Raw genomic sequence first — 19,886 nt, 5'->3', positions numbered from 1 at the left:
ACTCTCAGACAAGCTTAGACAGAATGCCAAATTCCTATTGCCGTTATGACATTACTTGCTCAAACATCCAGTTAACTTATAGTTTATTATTAATTTTAATAGTTCAATAATTATTAAATAATCAATATATTCAATCCTTGTTTATAAGGTTTTTTGTTATTTTTTTGCATACAAAATCAACAATTACTGTTATCGTTATATCAATAAAAACTTTCAGACACTTTTCCTAAAAACATAATTATAGAGATAAAAAAAATGTGGGAACTGTTTACGCATCCATCAAATATCGTATTTAGTATTAGCCTTAGCCTAATGCTGATGTTTGCTGCTCTAGAATGTATTCTATTGCTGCTCGGCGGCTCTCAGCATATCTTCGAACAGTTTTTACCTGAAGATCCCCTGCAACCGGAAATAAGCCCGGATCAGTCTCCCGGTGTTTTTAGCAAAGTATTTGACTGGTTATATCTGGGGCGTCTGCCTTTATTTATCTGGCTGATTATTTTCCTGACCAGTTATGGGTTAAGCGGTTTATTGATTCAGGGAATATTTGAGCGCCTGACCAGCCAACTATTTAACGTCTGGCTGATTTCTCCAGCCTGCCTATTTCTGTGTATGCCTGTGGTGCGCTTTCTTGCCATGGCCGCCAGCAAGCTCCTGCCTCAAGATGAAACCTCTGCGATTCATAGTGATGAACTCATCGGACGTACCGCGACCATTATTCTCGGAGATGCCAAAGTGAATTCTCCCGCACAAGCCAAAGTCCGGGATCAACATGGCCAGACTCATTATGTTCTAGTTGAACCAGAAAACAATCAAATTTTAAATCAAGGTCAGAATGTAGTTCTAACCCACAAAACCAAGAACGGCTTTCAAGCCATTGCACTTTAATTTTATTTAGCTAGCACTCAATTGAGACTTTATAACAATGTTAACATTTGATTTATATAATATTTTAATTATTGCGGGAATTATTTTTGTGGCACTGGTGACTTTCGGTCTCATCATTGCACGCTTATACCGTCGTTCAAGCAAAGAAATTTCCTTTGTGCGTACCGGTTGGGGTGGAGAAAAAGTGATTTTAGGTGGAGGCGCAATCGTGCTTCCGGTGTTACATGAAATTATTCCAGTAAATATGAACACCCTACGCCTTGAAGTCCGCCGTGCTGATGATCAGGCACTGATTACCCGTGACCGGATGCGGGTCGATGTCATGGCCGAATTCTATGTCCGAGTCAAACCTACAGCAGATTCAATTGCCACCGCAGCACAAACCCTTGGTCAAAAAACCATGTCACCCAATGAATTAAAAAATCTGGTGGAAGGTAAATTTGTTGATTCACTGCGCGCAGTGGCTGCAGAAATGGCCATGGAAGAATTGCATGAAAAACGGGTCGATTTTGTACAAAAAGTCCAACAAGTGGTTTCAGAAGATTTGCACAAAAACGGTCTGGAGCTTGAAACGGTTTCCCTAACCGGACTGGATCAGACCGGATTTAAATACTTTAATCCACAAAATGCGTTTGATGCCGAAGGTCTGACCAAGCTCACTGAAACCATTGAAGACCGCCGTCGCAAGCGTAACCACATCGAACAGGATACCGATCTGGCGATCAAAACTAAAAATCTGGAAGCTGAACAGGCGCGCCTGCAAATTATTCGTGAAGAAGAATATGCCAAACTGCAGCAAGAACGTGAAATTGCCATTCGCCGAGCTGAACAACTGGCTGAAATTGCCGCTCAGGAAGCCGGCAAAAAACGTGAAGCAGAAGAAGCACAAATTGCCGCTGAACGAGAAGTCGAACTCAAGCGTATTTTGGCCGCCCGTGATGTCGAAAATGAAAATATTCAAAAGGCCCAGCTGATTCAAAAAGCACAGGTCGAGCAAAAGAAAACCATTGAACTGGCTGAACAGGATCGCGCCATTGCCATTGCGGAAAAATCACGTGCTGAATCTGAAGCCAAAGCCCAAGCCGATCAGGCACGTGCACAAGCGGTAAAAGCAGAAGAAGAAGTCATCACCGTACGTCAAATCCAGCAAGCAGAGCGTCAAAAGGCAGTTGAACTAGTCGCAGCCAAAGAACATGCTGAAAAAGATGCGATTGCCATTACAGTTGCCGCTGAAGCTGGCAAACAGGCGGCAGCAGATGACGCAGAAGCAGTGCGAATTGCGGCTGAGGCCGAAGCAGAAAAAGTCCGCCTGAAGGCCAAGGGCGAAGCGGATGCGAAAATTCTACTGGCTCAGGCAATGGAGAAACAGTATCAAGTCGATGCTGAAGGTACCCGTGCGGTCAATGAAGCCAATAACGTCCTGTCACCTGAACAGGTCGAAATGCAGATTCGTCTGGCTATGCTGAAATACTTGCCTGAAATTATCCGGGAAAGTGTCAAGCCAATGGAAAATATTGATGATATCAAGATTCTCCAGGTTAATGGACTACATGGCGGTCATCCCGGTGCCTGTCAGGCGGATGCCCATCATGAAGGTAGCAATGTTGCCCTGTCAGATCAGGTAGTCAATAGTGCCCTGCGTTATCGTAGCCAGGCACCGCTTATTGACAGTCTGATGAGTGAGCTTGGTATTCAGGGTGGTGACATCAACGGTATGACTCAGAGCCTTAAAGCTAAAACCTGAAAATAGAATGAGATATAAAAAAGCTCCCAGATGGGAGCTTTTTTATTGAAGGTCTAATGTGGATATCAAACCAAACCTTTATCTTTTAGTACTTGCAGCATGGTTGAACCAAGTTCGGCAGGACTACGCGTATAGGCCATACCCGCACGCTCAAAGGCAGCAAACTTTTCTTCTGCTGTACCCTTACCGCCTGAAATAATCGCACCTGCGTGACCCATACGTTTGCCTTTAGGTGCAGTTACACCCGCAATATAACCAACAACTGGCTTAGTCACATTCGATTGAATATATTCAGCTGCTTCTTCTTCCGCCGTACCACCAATCTCACCAATCATGATGATGGCTTCAGTTTTCGGATCTTCCTGGAACAGTTTCAAGCAGTCAATCTGGTTCATACCTGGAATTGGATCCCCACCAATACCAATACAGGTCGACTGACCCAGACCCAGTTTCGTGGTTTGTGCCACAGCCTCATAAGTCAGTGTGCCTGAACGCGAGATAATCCCGATTTTACCTAGTTGATGGATATGACCCGGCATAATCCCGATCTTACATTCACCTGGCGTAATAATACCCGGACAGTTCGGCCCGATCAGACGTGTGCCATTACCATTGGTTTCCAGATAACGTTTGGCTTTGAGCATGTCGATGGTCGGTACACCTTCAGTGATCACCACAATTAACTCAATGCCAGAATCAACCGCTTCAACAATAGAATCCAGTACAAAGGGTGCCGGAACATAAATCACCGAAGCATCTGCACCTGTTTCTTTTACCGCTTCACGCATGGTATTAAATACAGGCAGTTCCAGATGAGTTTGACCACCTTTACCCGGGGTTACACCACCCACGACTTTAGTACCGTAGGCCAGAGCCTGTTCAGAATGGAATGTACCGTTTTTGCCTGTAAAGCCCTGTACCAATACTTTAGTGTCTTTATTAACTAATACGCTCATGATCAATACCCCTTTAAGCTTTTACAGCAGCAACGATTTTTTCTGCAGCATCAGCAAGACCGTGTGCAGAAATCAATTTCAAACCTGATTCATCTAGTAATTTTGCACCCAGTTCCGCATTGTTGCCTTCGAGGCGAACAACCACAGGAACGGTCACATTTACTTCCTGAACCGCTGCAATAATTGCTTCAGCAATCATGTCACAACGTACAATTCCACCAAAAATATTAATCAATACACCCTGCACAGAAGTATCGGCAAGGATAATTTTAAAAGCTTCAATTACACGCTCTTTGGTTGCACCACCACCCACATCCAGGAAGTTGGCTGGTTGACCGCCATAAAGTTTGATAATATCCATGGTTGCCATGGCAAGACCAGCACCATTGACCATACAACCAATGTTACCTTCCAGCGCGACATAGTTCAGATCGAACTCAGACGCTTTTAACTCACGTTCATTTTCTTGAGACTTATCACGTAGTGCCGCCACTTCAGGCAAGCGGTACAGCGCATTTGAATCAATTCCGATTTTGGCATCAACACACAGAATGTCGCCATTTTCACGCACAGACAGCGGATTGATTTCGAAAAGTGCAAAATCATTGTCTACAAATGCCTGATAGGCAGCCGTCATGACTTTAACAAACTGATTGATTTGTCCATCTTTGAGTTTAAGTGCAAAAGCAACTTCACGCGCCTGAAATGGCATTAGACCGACTAAAGGATCAACTTCAACTTTAATAATTTTTTCAGGGGTTTCTTCGGCCACTTTCTCAATTTCAACACCTCCCTCAGTCGACGCCATAAAAGTGATGCGGCGAGTCGAGCGATCTACGACAGCGCCCAAGTACAGCTCGCGCTCAACCGGATAAACGTCCTCAGAGACTAAAATGCTATTTACCGGCTGACCATTGGCATCAGTCTGATAAGTCACCAAGCGTGAACCAATAATCTGGTTGGCATATTCAGCAGCCTCGGCAGCCGATTTTACCACTTTTACCCCACCAGCCTTACCCCGGCCGCCCGCATGCACCTGTGCTTTCAATACTGCGAACTTTCCACCAAGCTGCTCAAAAGCATGCACCGTTTCATCGGCATTGGTGGCAAGTATCCCTTCCTGTACAGGCATACCATATTTTTTTAATAGCGCTTTTGCTTGATACTCATGTAAATTCATTGAATAACCTTTTATTACTTCTTTGCCTTGTTATAACCCACCAGCACCCAGACGTCCGTCAAAGCAGTACCAGCATTTCTTAAAATCGTTATCTTTATTTTTAGATGATTGTTCCAATAAAAACAACCATGAAATGTAAAAAGAGCGACCTAAGTCGCTCTTTTTTCGAATTACTTACGCTTACGTTGGATCGCGTGAATCGCACGACCATCAACCGCAAGTGCAGCTTCATGTACCACTTCAGAGAATGTCGGGTGACCGAAAGTCATCAACTGAAGATCTTCTACTGAAGATACGAACTCAAGTGCAATCATACCTTGGTGTACGATATCAGACGCAGCAGGTCCAATCACGTGCATACCAAGTAAACGATCTGTTTTCGCATCAGCAACAAACTTTACGAAACCAGCACCTTCACCCGCAGCTAAAGCACGACCGTTCACAGCAAAACCGAATTGGCCGGTTTTAACTTCATGACCTTTTTCAGCCGCTTGCTGTTCTGTTAAACCTACCCACGCCGCTTCCGGGTGTGTGTAAATTACAGAAATAATCGTGTCATAGTTCACTTGTGCAGCATGACCGTGAATACGCTCCACTGCCATTACGCCTTCTTCCATTGCTTTATGCGCAAGCATTGGACCACGTACCAAGTCACCAATCGCGTATACACCTTCAACAGAAGTTGCACACCAATCATTTACTTCAACCAAACCACGTTCAGTCAACTTAATGCCTGAATCTTCAGCCAATAAACCTTCAGCATATGCGCGGCGACCAACACAAACGATTAATTTATCGAAAGTTTCAGTTTTGTCTTCGCCAGCTTGGTTATATTTAACCGTTACTTCACGACCATTGATTTCAGTACCTGCAACTTTCGCACCGATACGGATATCCATACCTTGCTTAGTTAATAGTTTTTGGAAGTCTTTTGCCAAAGCTTTATCAGCCATTGGCAAGAATGCATCCATTGCTTCAAATACAACAACTTCTGCACCTAAACGACGCCATACTGAACCAAGCTCAAGGCCGATTACACCAGCACCAATCACACCTAAACGCTTAGGTACTTCTGGGAATTCAAGTGCGCCAGTAGAATCAACGATTAAGTCTTGATCTACAGGAGCCACTGGAATATTTACAGGCACAGAACCCGTCGCAAGAATCACGTATTTAGGCTCTAAAACTTGAGTTTCACCTTCGTGAGAAACAAATTCTACTTTTTTACCTGCAAGCAGTTTACCCGTACCTTTTAACCACTCGATGCCATTACCTTTAAGTAATTGATCGATACCGCCAGTCAATTGATCTACAACTTTGTCTTTACGAGCCAGCATTTTAGCAAGATCAAACTTCACTTCACCGGTCGTAATACCATGGTCATCTAGATGCTGAACGGTATCTTCATAACGATGTGAAGAATCAAGTAAAGCTTTAGACGGGATACAACCCACGTTTAAACAAGTACCGCCTAAAGATGGTTTACCTTTATGAATACGTTTTTCAATACACGCAACTTTGTAACCAAGTTGAGCTGCACGAATTGCTGCTTCGTAGCCGCCCGGGCCACCACCAATTACGACTAAATCGAATTGAGACATGTTTATCTCCAATTAATCCCCCTTTAATCCCCCTTTTCCAAAGAGGGACCTTCCCCTCTTTTTAAAGAGGGGTTAGGGGAGATTTTTAATGAATAAATTACAGATCAAGGATAAGACGCGCTGGCTCTTCTAACAATTCTTTGATTGTTACAAGGAAACCGACTGCTTCTTTACCATCGATTAAACGGTGGTCATAAGACAGTGCAAGGTACATCATTGGCAAGATTTCTACTTGACCATTCACCGCCATCGGACGTTCCTGGATTTTGTGCATACCCAGAATCGCAGTTTGTGGCGTATTTAGAATTGGTGTAGAAAGCAATGAACCGAAAGTACCACCATTAGTAATAGTGAATGTACCGCCAGTCATATCTTCAATACCCAGTTTACCGTCACGTGCCTTGCCAGCATATGCACGGATGCCGTTTTCAACTTCAGCATAGTTCATGCGGTCTGTATCACGAAGTACAGGAACCACTAAACCACGCTCAGATGAAACTGCAACACCGATGTCATAGTAACCGTGATAAACAATGTCATCACCATCAATTGAAGCATTTACCGCTGGGTAACGTTTAAGTGCTTCAGTCGCTGCTTTAACGAAGAATGACATGAAGCCAAGACGCGCACCATGACGCTTCTCGAATGCATCTTTGTATTGAGCACGCATTTCCATGATTGGTTTCATGTTCACTTCGTTGAACGTGGTCAACATTGCAGTTTCTTGAGTCGCTGCAAGTAAACGTTCAGCAACACGCTTACGAAGACGAGTCATAGGAACACGTTTTTCGATACGCTCGCCCACTGCAACGCTTAATGGTTGCGCTGCAGGTGCTGCTGGTTTCGCTTGATGATTTGCCACATCTTCTTTCGTGATGCGACCGCCACGGCCAGTACCTGCAACATCAGCAGCTGCAACACCAGATTCAGTCAATGCTTTACGCACTGCTGGAGCCTGGTCCTGTACTTGTTGACGTTCAACGATCGGTGCATTACCTGCTTCAGTTTGCGCAGCAGCTTGTTCAACTTTCTCTTCAGACTGAACTGCTTGAGTTTGCGTAGCGCCAGAAACAGCACCTTCTTCAAACTGTGCAATGACTTCAGCTGAAAGAACAGTATCGCCTTCACCTTTAATAATAGATGCAAGTGTACCGTCTGCAGGAGCAACAACTTCTAAAACAACTTTATCAGTCTCAATATCGCAGATCACTTCATCACGTGACACTGCTTCACCTGGTTGTTTGTGCCAAGTTGCGATCGTACCGTCCGCAACTGACTCTGGGAATACCGGTGCTTTAATTTCGGTTGCCATTACTTAGAATCTCCTGGATTATTCAGCGTCGATCGCAAGCGCGTCGTTGATGAGCTGAGCTTGTTGTTTTGCATGCAAATATGGTGAACCACATGCCGGTGCAGCAGAAGCTTCACGGCCTGCATAGCTAATACGTACTTGTTTACCCGCTTTCATCACGTCGTCATATAGACGCGGTGCGATGAACAACCAAGCGCCTTGGTTCTTCGGTTCTTCTTGCGCCCAAACAAGTTCTTTAACGTTTGGATATTGCGCAAGCACTTCTGCCAGGCGTTTTTCTGGGTATGGATATAGTTGTTCAATACGTACAATTGCAGTGTTGTTCAATTCTTTTTCACGACGTTTTTCAACTAAATCGTAGTAGACCTTACCACCACAAAGTACAAGACGAGTCACGTCTGACTTGTTGATGTTATCGACTTCATCAATCACAGTTTGGAATGAACCAGTTGCAAGTTCTTCAAGTGTAGACGTTGCAAGTTTATGACGAAGAAGCGACTTCGGTGAAGTCACGATCAATGGTTTACGGATTGGACGAAGTGCTTGACGACGAAGTGCATGATAAATCTGTGCAGGCGTGGTCGGTGTGATGACTTGCATGTTGTCTTCAGCACATAGCTGCAAGAAACGTTCCAAACGTGCAGATGAATGCTCTGGACCTTGACCTTCAAAACCGTGTGGAAGAAGCATGGTTAAGCCACATACACGTTCCCATTTGGTTTCACCAGATGAGATAAACTGATCAATTACAACCTGTGCACAGTTTGCGAAGTCACCGAATTGCGCTTCCCAGATGATCAAACTCTTAGGAAGAGTCGTCGCATAACCATATTCAAATGCCAATACAGCCATCTCTGACAATAAAGAGTCATAGATTGCAGTACGCGGCTGGTTTTCTTTCAGGTTACATAGGGGAAGATAAGTTGAACCATCTACTTGGTTATGCAGTTTTGCATGACGGTGTGAGAAAGTACCACGACCTACGTCTTCACCCGTTAAACGAAGCAAGTAACCATCATCTAGTACAGTTGCATACGCCAGAGTTTCAGCAGCACCCCAGTTCAGTGGCATTTCACCCGTTTGCATTTTCAGACGATCATCGATCACTTTCGCAACTTGACGCTGCATCACGAAGCCTTCAGGAAGCTCACGCATTTTCGTGCCAAGCTCTTTTAGACGTTCGATTGGGAAAGTTGTATCCCACTCATCTGTGTACTCATGACCTAAGTAAGGCGTCCAGTCCACAAACATTTTTTTGTTTGGTTCAAGTACCAGTGCATTGGCAACATGATTACCCGCTTCCAGGTCTGCACGGTAGTTTTCAACCATCTGATCTGCACTTGCACGATCAAGAACACCCTGTTGTACCAGCTGATCCGCATAAAGCGTACGCGTGGTCGCTTTCTTGTTAATCACTTGATACATCATTGGTTGAGTTGCAGCCGGCTCATCTGCTTCGTTATGACCACGACGACGGTAGCAGAACATGTCAATCACAACGTCTTTACGGAATGTATGACGGAAGTCATGTGCCAGTTGTGAAATGAACACCACAGCTTCAGGATCATCACCATTGACATGGAAGATCGGGGCCTGAATCATTTTAGCGATGTCAGTACAGTATTCTGTAGAACGCGCGTCACGTGGATCAGACGTCGTGAAACCAACCTGGTTGTTAATCACAATGTGCACTGTACCACCCACGGTATAACCGCGAGTTTGTGACATCTGGAAAGTTTCCTGATTGACGCCCTGACCTGCAAATGCAGCATCACCGTGTACGATTAGTGGCAATACGTCATCGCCGCCAATGTCTTTACGACGTACTTGACGTGCACGTACCGAACCTTCAACCACAGGGCCAACGATTTCCAGGTGTGACGGGTTAAACGCCAATGCCAAGTGAACTTCGCCACCCGGAGTCATGACGTTTGAAGAGAAGCCTTGGTGATACTTAACGTCACCGGAACCTTTCTTGTGAATAGATTTACCTTCGAACTCACCAAACAGGTCAGCCGGGTTTTTACCCATGATGTTAACAACAAGGTTTACACGGCCGCGGTGAGGCATACCGATCACAACTTCTTTACAGCCTACAGAACCTGCACGCTGAATAATTTCGTTGACCATTGGGATGAATGCTTCACCACCTTCAACGCCGAAACGTTTGGCACCAACGAATTTATTACCAAGATATTTTTCTAGGCCTTCAGCTGCAGTTAAACGCTCAAGGACATGTTTCTTTTGATCAGCATTGAAGCCATATTGACCGCGTGCACTTTCTAGACGTTGTTGAATCCAACGTTTTTCTTTGGTGTCCACGATGTGCATGTATTCAGCACCGATTGAACCACAGTAAGTGGCTTCCATTGACTGAACCATTTCAGCCAAAGTCGCCTCTTCTTTACCGATCGCCAGGTTGCCAGTATTGAATACTGTATCCAGGTCAGACTGAGTCAAACCATGCGCAGCAAGATCTAGATCAGGCACAACTTCACGCTTCGCCAAACCTAATGGATCCAGTTTTGCTTTCTGGTGGCCACGGTTACGGTACGCAGCAATCAGCTGTAGCACGCCAATTTGACGACGTTCATGCTCTGAGCTGACTGTCGACTGAACAATAGGCTGAATACGGCTTGAATTGCGACCTAAAAGTAGGAATTGCTCACGTACATTACTGTGTGGTTGATCACCTTTTGGGAATTTATCGAAGTACGCTCTCCAGTCAGCACCCACTGAGTCTGGAGCAGTCAGATACTGCTCATAAAGTTCTTCAATATACGCTGCACTATCAGCGGAAAGTTCAGTGTCAAGACGCAGAGCGTCAGCAACTTCTTGCATTTGTGGACCCATTTCCTATTGCAAAAACATTTTCAGGATGCTTTTTAAGCAAAACCCAGGATTATTAGCATCAAATTGGTAATATGATACTAGTCCCCCATAAGGCATAAGCCATGAGGCGTTATCACCACACCAAGAAAATCTTGATATGTTTAATGAACAATAACGCCCCTCAGCGGCATCATCACTCATTGAATACCCGATCGAAACCGGGCAATTTTTTTGCAAATCGACTTAGAAAAAAGCAAGCATTAACAAAGATTTTTTCTAAAGCGACTCGGGTCTACCTTTATATACCAGTCCCTGATTATGCAGTGTTTAAAAAATGTACCTGACGTGGCATTTTTTAAACATAGTCATGGGCTAAATGCTAACATGATCTCAACTTTTCAATTGATTTTTTTGACACATACCTTCCATAAATTGGCTAAATACAGTTCTGATATTTTACTCTAATATATGGTGCTTTATCTCAAAAATAGATTCAATGTAGACTTAAGTCCTAAGCATTTCCGATAAATAAAAAGAGAGCAAACCTTTCAATCCACTCCCTCCCTAAATTTCCGTTATATAATAACATCGTTCTTGCTATTTTTCAGGTCAGTTTTACATCTAAAAATCATAAATACCCAAAATAATCACATGTTCTTCTTATATGGCGCTCAAAGCCAATATCCACTTCCCCACTATTTCACTCAACTTTATACATTTTAAGTATAGTATCTTTATTTTTATCTTATGATTTTTTAATTTTTCCAATAGCTTGCATAAAAAAAGCACACCTGAAGGTGTGCTTTTTTCTAAACTGCCAAGAGCAGCCTATTAGCCTGCCATATCTAAAAGCATATTACGGATGTGACCGATTGCTTTCGTTGGGTTCAAGCCTTTAGGACATACAGATACACAGTTCATGATGCCTTTACAACGGAAGAGCGAGAACGGGTCGTCTAGACGAGCCAAACGCTCTTGTGTTCCAGTATCACGCGAGTCAATGATGAAGCGGTAAGCATTCAACAATGCTGAAGGACCCAAGAACTTGTCCGGGTTCCACCAGAATGACGGGCATGAAGTTGAACAGCATGCACATAGAATACATTCATATAGACCATCAAGATGCTCACGCTCTTCAGGAGACTGTAAACGTTCCTTAGGAGGCGCAGGCTGGTTGTTGATCAAGAATGGATGGATCTTGTTGTACTGATCATAGAACTGGTTCATATCAACCACCAGATCTTTCACTACAGGAAGACCAGGCAATGGACGAACAGTAATTTCATTTGGTAAATCGTTCAGGTTCCAAAGACACGCCAAACCATTTTTACCATTGATGTTCACGCCATCAGAACCACAAATACCTTCACGACATGAACGACGGAACGTTAAAGTTTCGTCCTGTACTTTCAATGCAAGAAGTGCATCAAGCAACATACGGTGCTTATCAGTCAGTTCAAGTTTGAAAGTTTGCATGTACGGTGCTTTATCCTTGTCAGGATCGTAGCGGTAGATATGAAATGTACGAGTACCTCTACTCATCTGAATTCTCCTGATTAGAATGTACGTGGTTTAGGTGGAATCGCGTCAACCGACAATGGACGGTAACGAACTGGCTTGTACTCTAAACGGTTGTCCGCAGAGAACCATAAAGTGTGCTTCATCCACTCATCATCACGACGACCATATGGGTATTCAGCATGGTCTGGAGACTCCTCAAAGTCTACAACCGTATGTGCACCACGGCATTCTTTACGAGCAGCAGCTGAAATAAGCGTTGCTTTCGCAACTTCATACAAGTTTTCAACTTCAAGTGCTTCAATACGTGCAGTGTTGAATACTTTAGATTTGTCTTTCAAGTGAATATTGCGTACGCGCGGTTCAATTGCAAGAATCTGTTTCACACCTTCGTCTAGAAGCGCAGATGTACGGAATACACCAGCGTGGTCTTGAACGATGTCACGGATTGCATCAGCAACGTCTTGCGCATTCTCACCTGTAGTTGATTCGTCAAGTTTACGAATACGTTCAACAGTTTCTTGAAGCACGGTTGTTGGAAGCGGTTCGTATTCATCACCGTGATGTTTAGTCACATAATCGATGATGTGCTGACCAGCAGCCTTACCAAATACCACCAAGTCAAGCAGTGAGTTGGTACCTAGACGGTTTGCACCGTGTACAGATACACATGAACACTCACCGATTGCATAGAAGCCTTTCACTGGTTTAGTGAAGTCACGACCTTCTTGATTGGTTGAATAAACATCATTTTCTTTGTCGTAGTGAGTAACCAGCGTTTCAGTTTCAGGAGACTCAGGAACAACCACCTGACCATGAATATTCGTTGGAATACCACCCATTTGGTAATGGATTGTTGGTACTACAGGAATTGGCTCTTTAGTGATGTCAACGTTCGCGAATTTCTTACCAATCTCGAATACAGATGGAAGACGTTTCATGATTGTGTCAGCACCCAGGTGCGTCATATCAAGCAGGATGTAATCGCCCTTAGGCCCACAACCACGACCTTCTTTGATCTCTTGGTCCATAGAACGTGATACGAAGTCACGTGGTGCCAAGTCTTTCAAAGTTGGAGCATAACGTTCCATGAACGGTTCGCCGTCTTTGTTACGAAGGATTGCACCTTCACCACGACAACCTTCAGTCAACAATACGCCTGCGCCCGCAACACCCGTTGGGTGGAATTGCCAGAATTCCATATCTTGTAATGGAATACCTGCACGAGCTGCCATACCAAGACCGTCACCAGTGTTGATATAAGCGTTTGTAGATGCACGGTAAACACGACCAGCACCACCAGTAGCAAACAATGTAGCTTTTGCTTGGAATACCGCAATTTTACCAGTTTCCTGGTCAATTGCTGTAACACCTAAAACGTCGCCTTTTTCGTTACGGATCAGGTCAAGCGCAATCCATTCAACGAAGAACTGAGTACCCATTTTCACGTTGCTTTGATAAAGCGTGTGAAGAAGTGCGTGACCGGTACGGTCGGCAGCAGCACATGCACGTGGCACAGCTTTTTCACCGTAGTTTGCTGAGTGACCACCGAATGGACGTTGGTAAATTGTACCATCAGCGTTACGGTCGAATGGCATACCTAGGTGTTCAAGCTCATAAACCACTTGAGGCGCTTCACGAGTCATGAACTCGATTGCGTCTTGGTCACCTAACCAGTCCGAACCTTTTACTGTGTCGTAGAAGTGGTAGTGCCAGTTATCTTCTTGCATGTTACCAAGAGATGCACCAATACCACCCTGCGCTGCAACAGTGTGCGAACGAGTTGGGAATACTTTAGTCAGAACCGCAACTTTCAAACCAGCTTGAGCAAGTTGGTAAGATGCACGCATACCTGAACCACCACCACCAACGATGACAGCATCGAAAGTTTCATGCGGAATATTTGTGTAATCTTCTTTAGGGTTTATAGCGCCCATGATTGTTTCCTATCAATTCGCCCAAAAAATCTGGATCGCCCAGATTGCATATGCAAGTACAGCAATGATCACTGCTGAAGTCAGTACAAGGCGTAAACCTGAAGCTGAAGGACCCATTTGACGAGTAGTCACATAATCCGTGAATACCTGCCACATGCCGATCCATGCGTGTGCAACAAGAGATAAGACCGCCAACAAAGACATGATCTTCATTGGAACTGTCATCATAAAGCCGTACCACTGTTCAAAGTTGAAACCACCATTCAGTAGAATCCAACCCAATACAACAACGGTATAAACAGCTAGAACTACAGCACTGACACGTTGGAGAAACCAATCGCGAGAACCTGAACCTGTTAAACCAGTAGCGCTTTTCATTAGAGTACGATCCATACAAATGCTGCAACAATACCGATTGCAGACAAGATTAATGCGATAGTAGATGCAACACGGCCACTTTCTAGTTCTTCAGCAACGCCAATGTCAGCAAGTAAATGCTTAACACCCGCAATAAAGTGAAAAATCAAGCCGGCGACAAATACCCATACAATGAAACGAACAATGAAACCGTTAAAGATTTCTTGAACTTGCGCAAAACCTTCAGGCGAAGACAATGACTTGTCTAAAATCCATAGAAGGACCGGTACGAGTAAGAATACGATAACACCTGAAAGACGGTGTAGAATTGATGCAATAGCCACGGGTGATTTTAAGTTTACTTCTAAAACTTGACCCATGGACAAATTGACAGGTCTGTTGCTTTTCACAGCGGGCATCCTGTAAGTAAAAACTCCATCCGGAGTTTGTTGGAATTAATTCGAAGGAAAGCTGGCATTCTCAGGCAAATACATGCCTAAAATCAAAACGACACTGAATTATAAAACGTGAACTATTAAAATACAAACGGCTGAATTTGGCTTTTTGGAGAAAAAACCATTAAATAAGAATCATTAACAAAAATAAGTCAGGCTTAATATATTATTCCGCCCTTTCAATTCCTATCTATATGATTGTTTTTAAATAATTAAGATGATCAATTCACTCGGTTTTCAGCCTGCAAGTTCATGTTTGAGTTTTAGACTAAAGACGCACAGTTCCATCACAAATATTATTTAAATCTCTTTTTAATTCAGATTTAAATCAAGCGCCTATATTTAACAGACCAATCACCCCAATTCATCAGCAGCACAGTGATTCAAATAACCTGATGTTAAATAGTGACTTAGTGCATCAGACGATGGGTTTTTCAATCGATTTGAAGCATTTAGATTCAAAAAATCATTCATTTATTTTTATACTGACTACCTTTGCTGCAAAGTTGGGCATTTATTAAGCTATTTTTTAATCAATTAAACCGGATTCAAAATTCAATTAATTGCTTTTATTTATAATTCCACCTGTGAAATTCAGCTTGGTAAAAACGATGTAAGTTATGAGATTTATATAGTTTTAAGCATATTCACCTTAATCTCTCACCATTTCCGCCCGCATTTCTTACTACGAAAAAACGCTTACAAATGCCCCAGGCAGTCTATTTTTTTCTGCACCTCTGCATCAATTTGACTTATTATAGAGGTTTGATGCTGTGATTTTACTGAACTTTTTATACTGAGCGAATGTGACTAACCGCTGTGCGGCCTTCATTTTTTCATCCATAAGTATAATTGACAAAATTTCAGTACTCACTAATCTTATAGCAAATTTTTGATCCGTCCGTTTTGTGCATTAAAAGATTGATAGACAAAGCGGATATACATTCACCAGGACAGGAGATCTATTGAATGTCTGAAGCAACTGGCAAGAAAGCCGTTTTACAGCTTGATGGCAAAGAAATTGAACTACCAATTTACAGCGGCACATTGGGCCCAGATGTAATCGACGTTAAAGATGTGTTGGCTGCAGGTCACTTTACTTTTGATCCTGGTTTTATGGCGACAGCTGCGTGCGAGTCTAAAATCACGTTCATCGATGGTAACAAAGGTGTACTTTTACACCGTGGCTACCCAATCGATCAATTGGCGACTAAAGCTGATTACCTGGAAACTTGCTATTTATTGTTAAATGGCGAACTTCCAACTGCTGAGCAAAAAGAAGAATTTGACGCTAAAGTACGTAACCATACAATGGTTCACGATCAAGTTAGCCGTTTCTACAATGGTTTCCGTCGTGATGCGCATCCTATGGCGATCATGGTAGGTGTGGTTGGTGCGTTGTCTGCGTTCTATCACAACAACCTTGACATCGAAGATGTGAACCACCGTGAAATCACTGCGATTCGTTTAATCGCGAAGATTCCTACGCTGGCAGCTTGGAGCTACAAGTACACCATCGGTCAACCATTCGTTTACCCACGTAACGACCTTGGTTATGCAGAAAACTTCCTGCACATGATGTTTGCTACGCCTGCAGACCGTGATTACAAAGTTGATCCAATCCTTGCAAAAGCAATGGACCGTATCTTCACGCTTCATGCTGACCACGAACAAAACGCGTCTACTTCTACAGTACGTTTAGCTGGTTCTACCGGTGCGAATCCGTATGCATGTATCGCTGCTGGTATCTCTGCACTTTGGGGCCCTGCTCACGGCGGCGCGAACGAAGCTGTTCTTAAGATGCTTGACGAAATCGGCACTGTAGAAAACGTTGCTGGCTTCATGGAAAAAGTGAAAACTAAAGAAGTTAAACTGATGGGCTTCGGTCACCGAGTTTATAAAAACTTCGATCCACGTGCGAAAGTAATGAAAGAAACTTGTGACGAAGTTCTTGGTGCACTTGGCATCAATGATCCACAGCTTGCATTGGCTATGGAACTTGAACGTATCGCCCTTTCTGACGAATACTTCATCAAGCGTAACCTTTACCCGAACGTAGACTTCTACTCAGGTATCATCCTTAAAGCGATTGGTATCCCGACTGAAATGTTTACTGTAATCTTCGCGCTTGCACGTACTGTTGGCTGGATCAGCCACTGGTTAGAAATGCACAGCGGTCCTTACAAGATCGGTCGTCCTCGTCAGCTTTACACTGGCGAAGTTCAACGCGATATCGTTCGTTAATTCGAACCGCGTCGAAAGACTTAAAAAAACCACCCTCTTGGGTGGTTTTTTTAGTGCTGACAAAAGCCTACAAAAAATTGACCTGAAACGTTTTAAAATGAATATATCAAAATCATATTCACGGATTAAGTCACCTAAAAACAGGACGTATATTGAATGCTGTTGTATTTTCTGCCCTTTATTTTGAGATTGGTTCATTTTGAACAGTTTAAGTGCCGCAGTTTAACGCTTGGTGAAATCAAAATTTCCCAACAAGTATTTGGCAACCTGATCGATTATTCCCGCGTTAAAATCATGAATCATCCCTACCTGCCCTGGCAATCCAAACATGTCATTATGGCGCCCAGTGGCTACATACATGTGCGCAATTTAAATTATCGGGAAGATTATTCGCGCGAGAGTTTATCTTATCAGGCGCTATTTATTCATGAGATGGCGCATATTTATCAACATCAATGCCGGATCAATGTGCTTTTAAAAGGGGCATTTTTACAAAGTGCCTATTTTCTCAGCTTGGGAAAATATAATCCGTACAAATATCAATTTAATCCCAACAAATCATTTTCAACCTATAATATTGAACAACAAGGCGATATTGCCCGGGATATTTTTCTAAAAAAAATCCCGAATATTATTTTAAATCCCCAAATAAACAGATGATATTTAATCAGTTTAATTCTAAGCAATATAGCTAAGGCATATTTTAAAAGCCCAAATTTCGACTTCAGCCTTTAAATTTATATACGCCTAGATGCATAAAAAATCAGCATATTTTCTAAGTTTATATAATAACTTTTTTCACTCAATGCCTGTTCTGCTAAATCAGCTCTAGCTTATCGATAAAATTTCGATAAAATAAGCCGGTATGATTATTTTGCATCGCAGATTAAGATTCAATGATCATGCGATAAAAAGTTTTTTATTTAAGCCATTTGGCATTTTATGAATATCGAAGTGCACTCAACTGAATAATTATAATTATAAAAATCAGTAATTTAGTGTATCAACCTATAGGAATAGGATTTACTTGGAATGAAAAGTTTTAAAATTGCGATTGCTCAATTCTCTCCACATGTGGGCAATCTGGATGCAAATACGCAAAAAATGATTGATCTGGCCAATCAGGCTAAAAAAGATAAAGCAGATCTGATTATCTTTCCTGAACTTTCAACATTGGGCTATCCTGCAGAAGACTTATTAATTCGCCCAAGTCTGGTGAAACGCACCAAAGCTACTTTTGAAAAACTGACTGAAGTAAAAGATATTGTCATGGTCTTTGGTTTTGTTAATCAGACTGAAGATGGTCAGCGTTATAACTCGGCTGCTGTCATGAAAGATGGCGAAGTACTGGGTGTTTATAACAAGCAAGTATTGCCAAACTATGGCGTATTTGATGAAAAGCGTTATTTTGGCGAAGGTCATCAGCACTTGGTATTTGAGTATCTTGGACATAAATTTGGCGTACTGATCTGTGAAGATGTCTGGTCTTTAGCCACTGTTCAGCAACTGGCAAAATTGAATATCGACACAGCTTTGGTGCTGAATGCATCGCCATATGAAGTGGGTAAACCACAACATCGCATTGAAACCATGGCGGCCTTGGTCAAACAGCTAAATATCAATCTGGTGTACTGCAACCAGGTCGGTGGCCAGGATGATCTGATCTTTGACGGTACCAGTTTTGTGCTCAACAAATCTGGCGAGGTGGCTTTACAGGCACCAACTTTCCAGGAAAATCTGGCAATTGCAGAATTTAATGCTGAACAACTGCAATTCAGTAAAGGTGCAATTGCACCTGCTTTAGACACCATGGCTGAGATTTATCAAAGCCTGGTCATGGCTACACGTGATTATGTACAGCGTTCTGGCTTCCCAGGTGTGATTCTGGGACTGTCTGGCGGCATTGACTCTGCCCTGACCCTAGCGATTGCTGTAGATGCGCTTGGCGCAGACAAAGTTCAGGCTGTGATGATGCCTTATACCTATACTGCACAAATCAGTGTAGAAGATGCAGCAGCTCAAGCCAAAAATATGGGCGTGACTTTCGGTATTGCTGAAATTAACCCTGTGGTAAGCGGCTTTATGCAGGTGCTATTCCCATTCTTTGGTAATGCTCCAGTCGATGCCACCGAGGAAAACCTGCAAGCACGTTCACGTGGCACCTTGTTGATGGCTCTGTCTAACAAATTCGGTAATCTGGTGCTGGCAACCGGTAATAAATCTGAACTAGCTGTCGGTTATTGCACCCTGTATGGCGATATGGTCGGTGGTTATGCAGTTCTGAAAGATGTGTATAAAACCATTGTGTTTGAACTGGCGAAATATCGTAACAGCATTTCAGAAACTCCAGTGATTCCGGAACGTGTGATTACCCGTCCACCTTCAGCAGAACTGCGTCCAGATCAGGTCGATCAAGACTCTTTACCTGCCTATGACATTCTAGATGCGATCTTGTACTCTTATATTGAAGAAGATATGAGTCAAGACGATATCATTGCCAAAGGCTTTGATGCTGAAGTCGTGAAAAAAGTGATTCGTCTGGTCGATATCAATGAGTACAAGCGCCGTCAAGGTGCCATTGGGCCACGAATCAGTTCACGTTCTTATGGCCGTGAGCGTCGTTATCCAATCGTGAATGGCTGGAAAGCAGGTAGCTAAGACTTCTTCTTTACCATTTAGATTCGAATCGTCCAAGTGAATGCTTGGACGATTTTTTTTATGCGGCAGTAAAATAAAGAATAGCCCCAACATCAAGAAGGAAAAATAATGTTTTGTGGAAACTAAAAATTAGTGGATGCTTCAAATATTTTTTTGTGGTTTGCAGTGCTTTTTAAAAGACAAAAAAAGAGACCAAGCTGAGAG

14 protein-coding genes are annotated in these 19,886 nt (G+C 43.1%); 5 read left to right on the top strand and 9 right to left on the bottom strand.

All coding sequences use genetic code 11. The features are described from left to right. Positions 1 to 255 precede the first annotated feature (255 nt). Together ACNPNW_RS11830 and ACNPNW_RS11825 are read left to right on the top strand one after the other, a co-directional pair. Positions 256 to 888, top strand: a complete 633-nt coding sequence (locus ACNPNW_RS11830; RefSeq protein ID WP_420937216.1) for a YqiJ family protein — start codon at positions 256 to 258, stop codon at positions 886 to 888. Between the two features lie 37 nt (positions 889 to 925). After that, entirely contained in the window at positions 926 to 2,632 is a 1,707-nt protein-coding gene (locus tag ACNPNW_RS11825) for a flotillin family protein (RefSeq protein WP_278357722.1), read from the top strand. Between the two features lie 65 nt (positions 2,633 to 2,697). Here ACNPNW_RS11825 and sucD read toward each other — a convergent pair whose 3' ends face one another. From sucD to sdhC, 9 genes are all read right to left on the bottom strand, one after another. Beyond that, positions 2,698 to 3,588, bottom strand: a complete 891-nt coding sequence (sucD, locus tag ACNPNW_RS11820; RefSeq protein WP_278357723.1) for a succinate--CoA ligase subunit alpha — start codon at positions 3,586 to 3,588, stop codon at positions 2,698 to 2,700. A gap of 13 nt (positions 3,589 to 3,601) precedes the next feature. Further along, entirely contained in the window at positions 3,602 to 4,768 is a 1,167-nt protein-coding gene (gene sucC / locus ACNPNW_RS11815; protein WP_253159194.1) for an ADP-forming succinate--CoA ligase subunit beta, read from the bottom strand. A gap of 170 nt (positions 4,769 to 4,938) precedes the next feature. Further along, the gene (lpdA, locus tag ACNPNW_RS11810) at positions 4,939 to 6,369 is read right to left on the bottom strand and encodes a dihydrolipoyl dehydrogenase (RefSeq protein WP_121980221.1); all 1,431 of its coding nucleotides are present in this window, start codon (positions 6,367 to 6,369) and stop codon (positions 4,939 to 4,941) included. Between the two features lie 97 nt (positions 6,370 to 6,466). Then, complete coding sequence (gene odhB / locus ACNPNW_RS11805; protein ID WP_004279435.1) at positions 6,467 to 7,681, bottom strand: 2-oxoglutarate dehydrogenase complex dihydrolipoyllysine-residue succinyltransferase; 1,215 nt, start codon at positions 7,679 to 7,681, stop codon at positions 6,467 to 6,469. An 18-nt stretch (positions 7,682 to 7,699) separates the two neighbouring features. After that, on the bottom strand, positions 7,700 to 10,522 hold the full coding sequence (locus ACNPNW_RS11800) for a 2-oxoglutarate dehydrogenase E1 component (RefSeq protein ID WP_448766986.1): 2,823 nt from the start codon (positions 10,520 to 10,522) through the stop codon (positions 7,700 to 7,702). A gap of 822 nt (positions 10,523 to 11,344) precedes the next feature. Next, a complete protein-coding gene (locus ACNPNW_RS11795; protein WP_004279433.1) occupies positions 11,345 to 12,055 on the bottom strand; it encodes a succinate dehydrogenase iron-sulfur subunit in 711 nt (236 codons plus the stop codon). A 14-nt stretch (positions 12,056 to 12,069) separates the two neighbouring features. Continuing rightward, on the bottom strand, positions 12,070 to 13,968 hold the full coding sequence (locus ACNPNW_RS11790; RefSeq protein ID WP_278357727.1) for an FAD-binding protein: 1,899 nt from the start codon (positions 13,966 to 13,968) through the stop codon (positions 12,070 to 12,072). 12 nt (positions 13,969 to 13,980) lie between these two features. Next, entirely contained in the window at positions 13,981 to 14,346 is a 366-nt protein-coding gene (gene sdhD / locus ACNPNW_RS11785; RefSeq protein ID WP_004279431.1) for a succinate dehydrogenase, hydrophobic membrane anchor protein, read from the bottom strand. Continuing rightward, complete coding sequence (sdhC, locus tag ACNPNW_RS11780; protein WP_085064488.1) at positions 14,346 to 14,744, bottom strand: succinate dehydrogenase, cytochrome b556 subunit; 399 nt, start codon at positions 14,742 to 14,744, stop codon at positions 14,346 to 14,348. Before sdhC ends, sdhD begins: the two co-directional genes overlap by 1 nt. A 1,005-nt stretch (positions 14,745 to 15,749) precedes the next feature. On the opposite strand from sdhC, the gene gltA reads away from it, so the two are divergent. From gltA to ACNPNW_RS11765, 3 genes are all read left to right on the top strand, one after another. Then, a complete protein-coding gene (gene gltA, locus ACNPNW_RS11775) occupies positions 15,750 to 17,024 on the top strand; it encodes a citrate synthase (protein WP_004279429.1) in 1,275 nt (424 codons plus the stop codon). Between the two features lie 156 nt (positions 17,025 to 17,180). Beyond that, positions 17,181 to 17,684, top strand: coding sequence for a hypothetical protein (locus ACNPNW_RS11770; RefSeq protein ID WP_420937217.1), 504 nt, complete (start codon positions 17,181 to 17,183; stop codon positions 17,682 to 17,684). A 372-nt stretch (positions 17,685 to 18,056) separates the two neighbouring features. Continuing rightward, complete coding sequence (locus tag ACNPNW_RS11765; RefSeq protein WP_420937218.1) at positions 18,057 to 19,682, top strand: NAD+ synthase; 1,626 nt, start codon at positions 18,057 to 18,059, stop codon at positions 19,680 to 19,682. Positions 19,683 to 19,886 lie beyond the last annotated feature (204 nt).

The sequence above is a fragment of the Acinetobacter endophylla genome (assembly GCF_053543775.1).
This window is presented reverse-complemented; position numbering and strand designations above follow the sequence as displayed.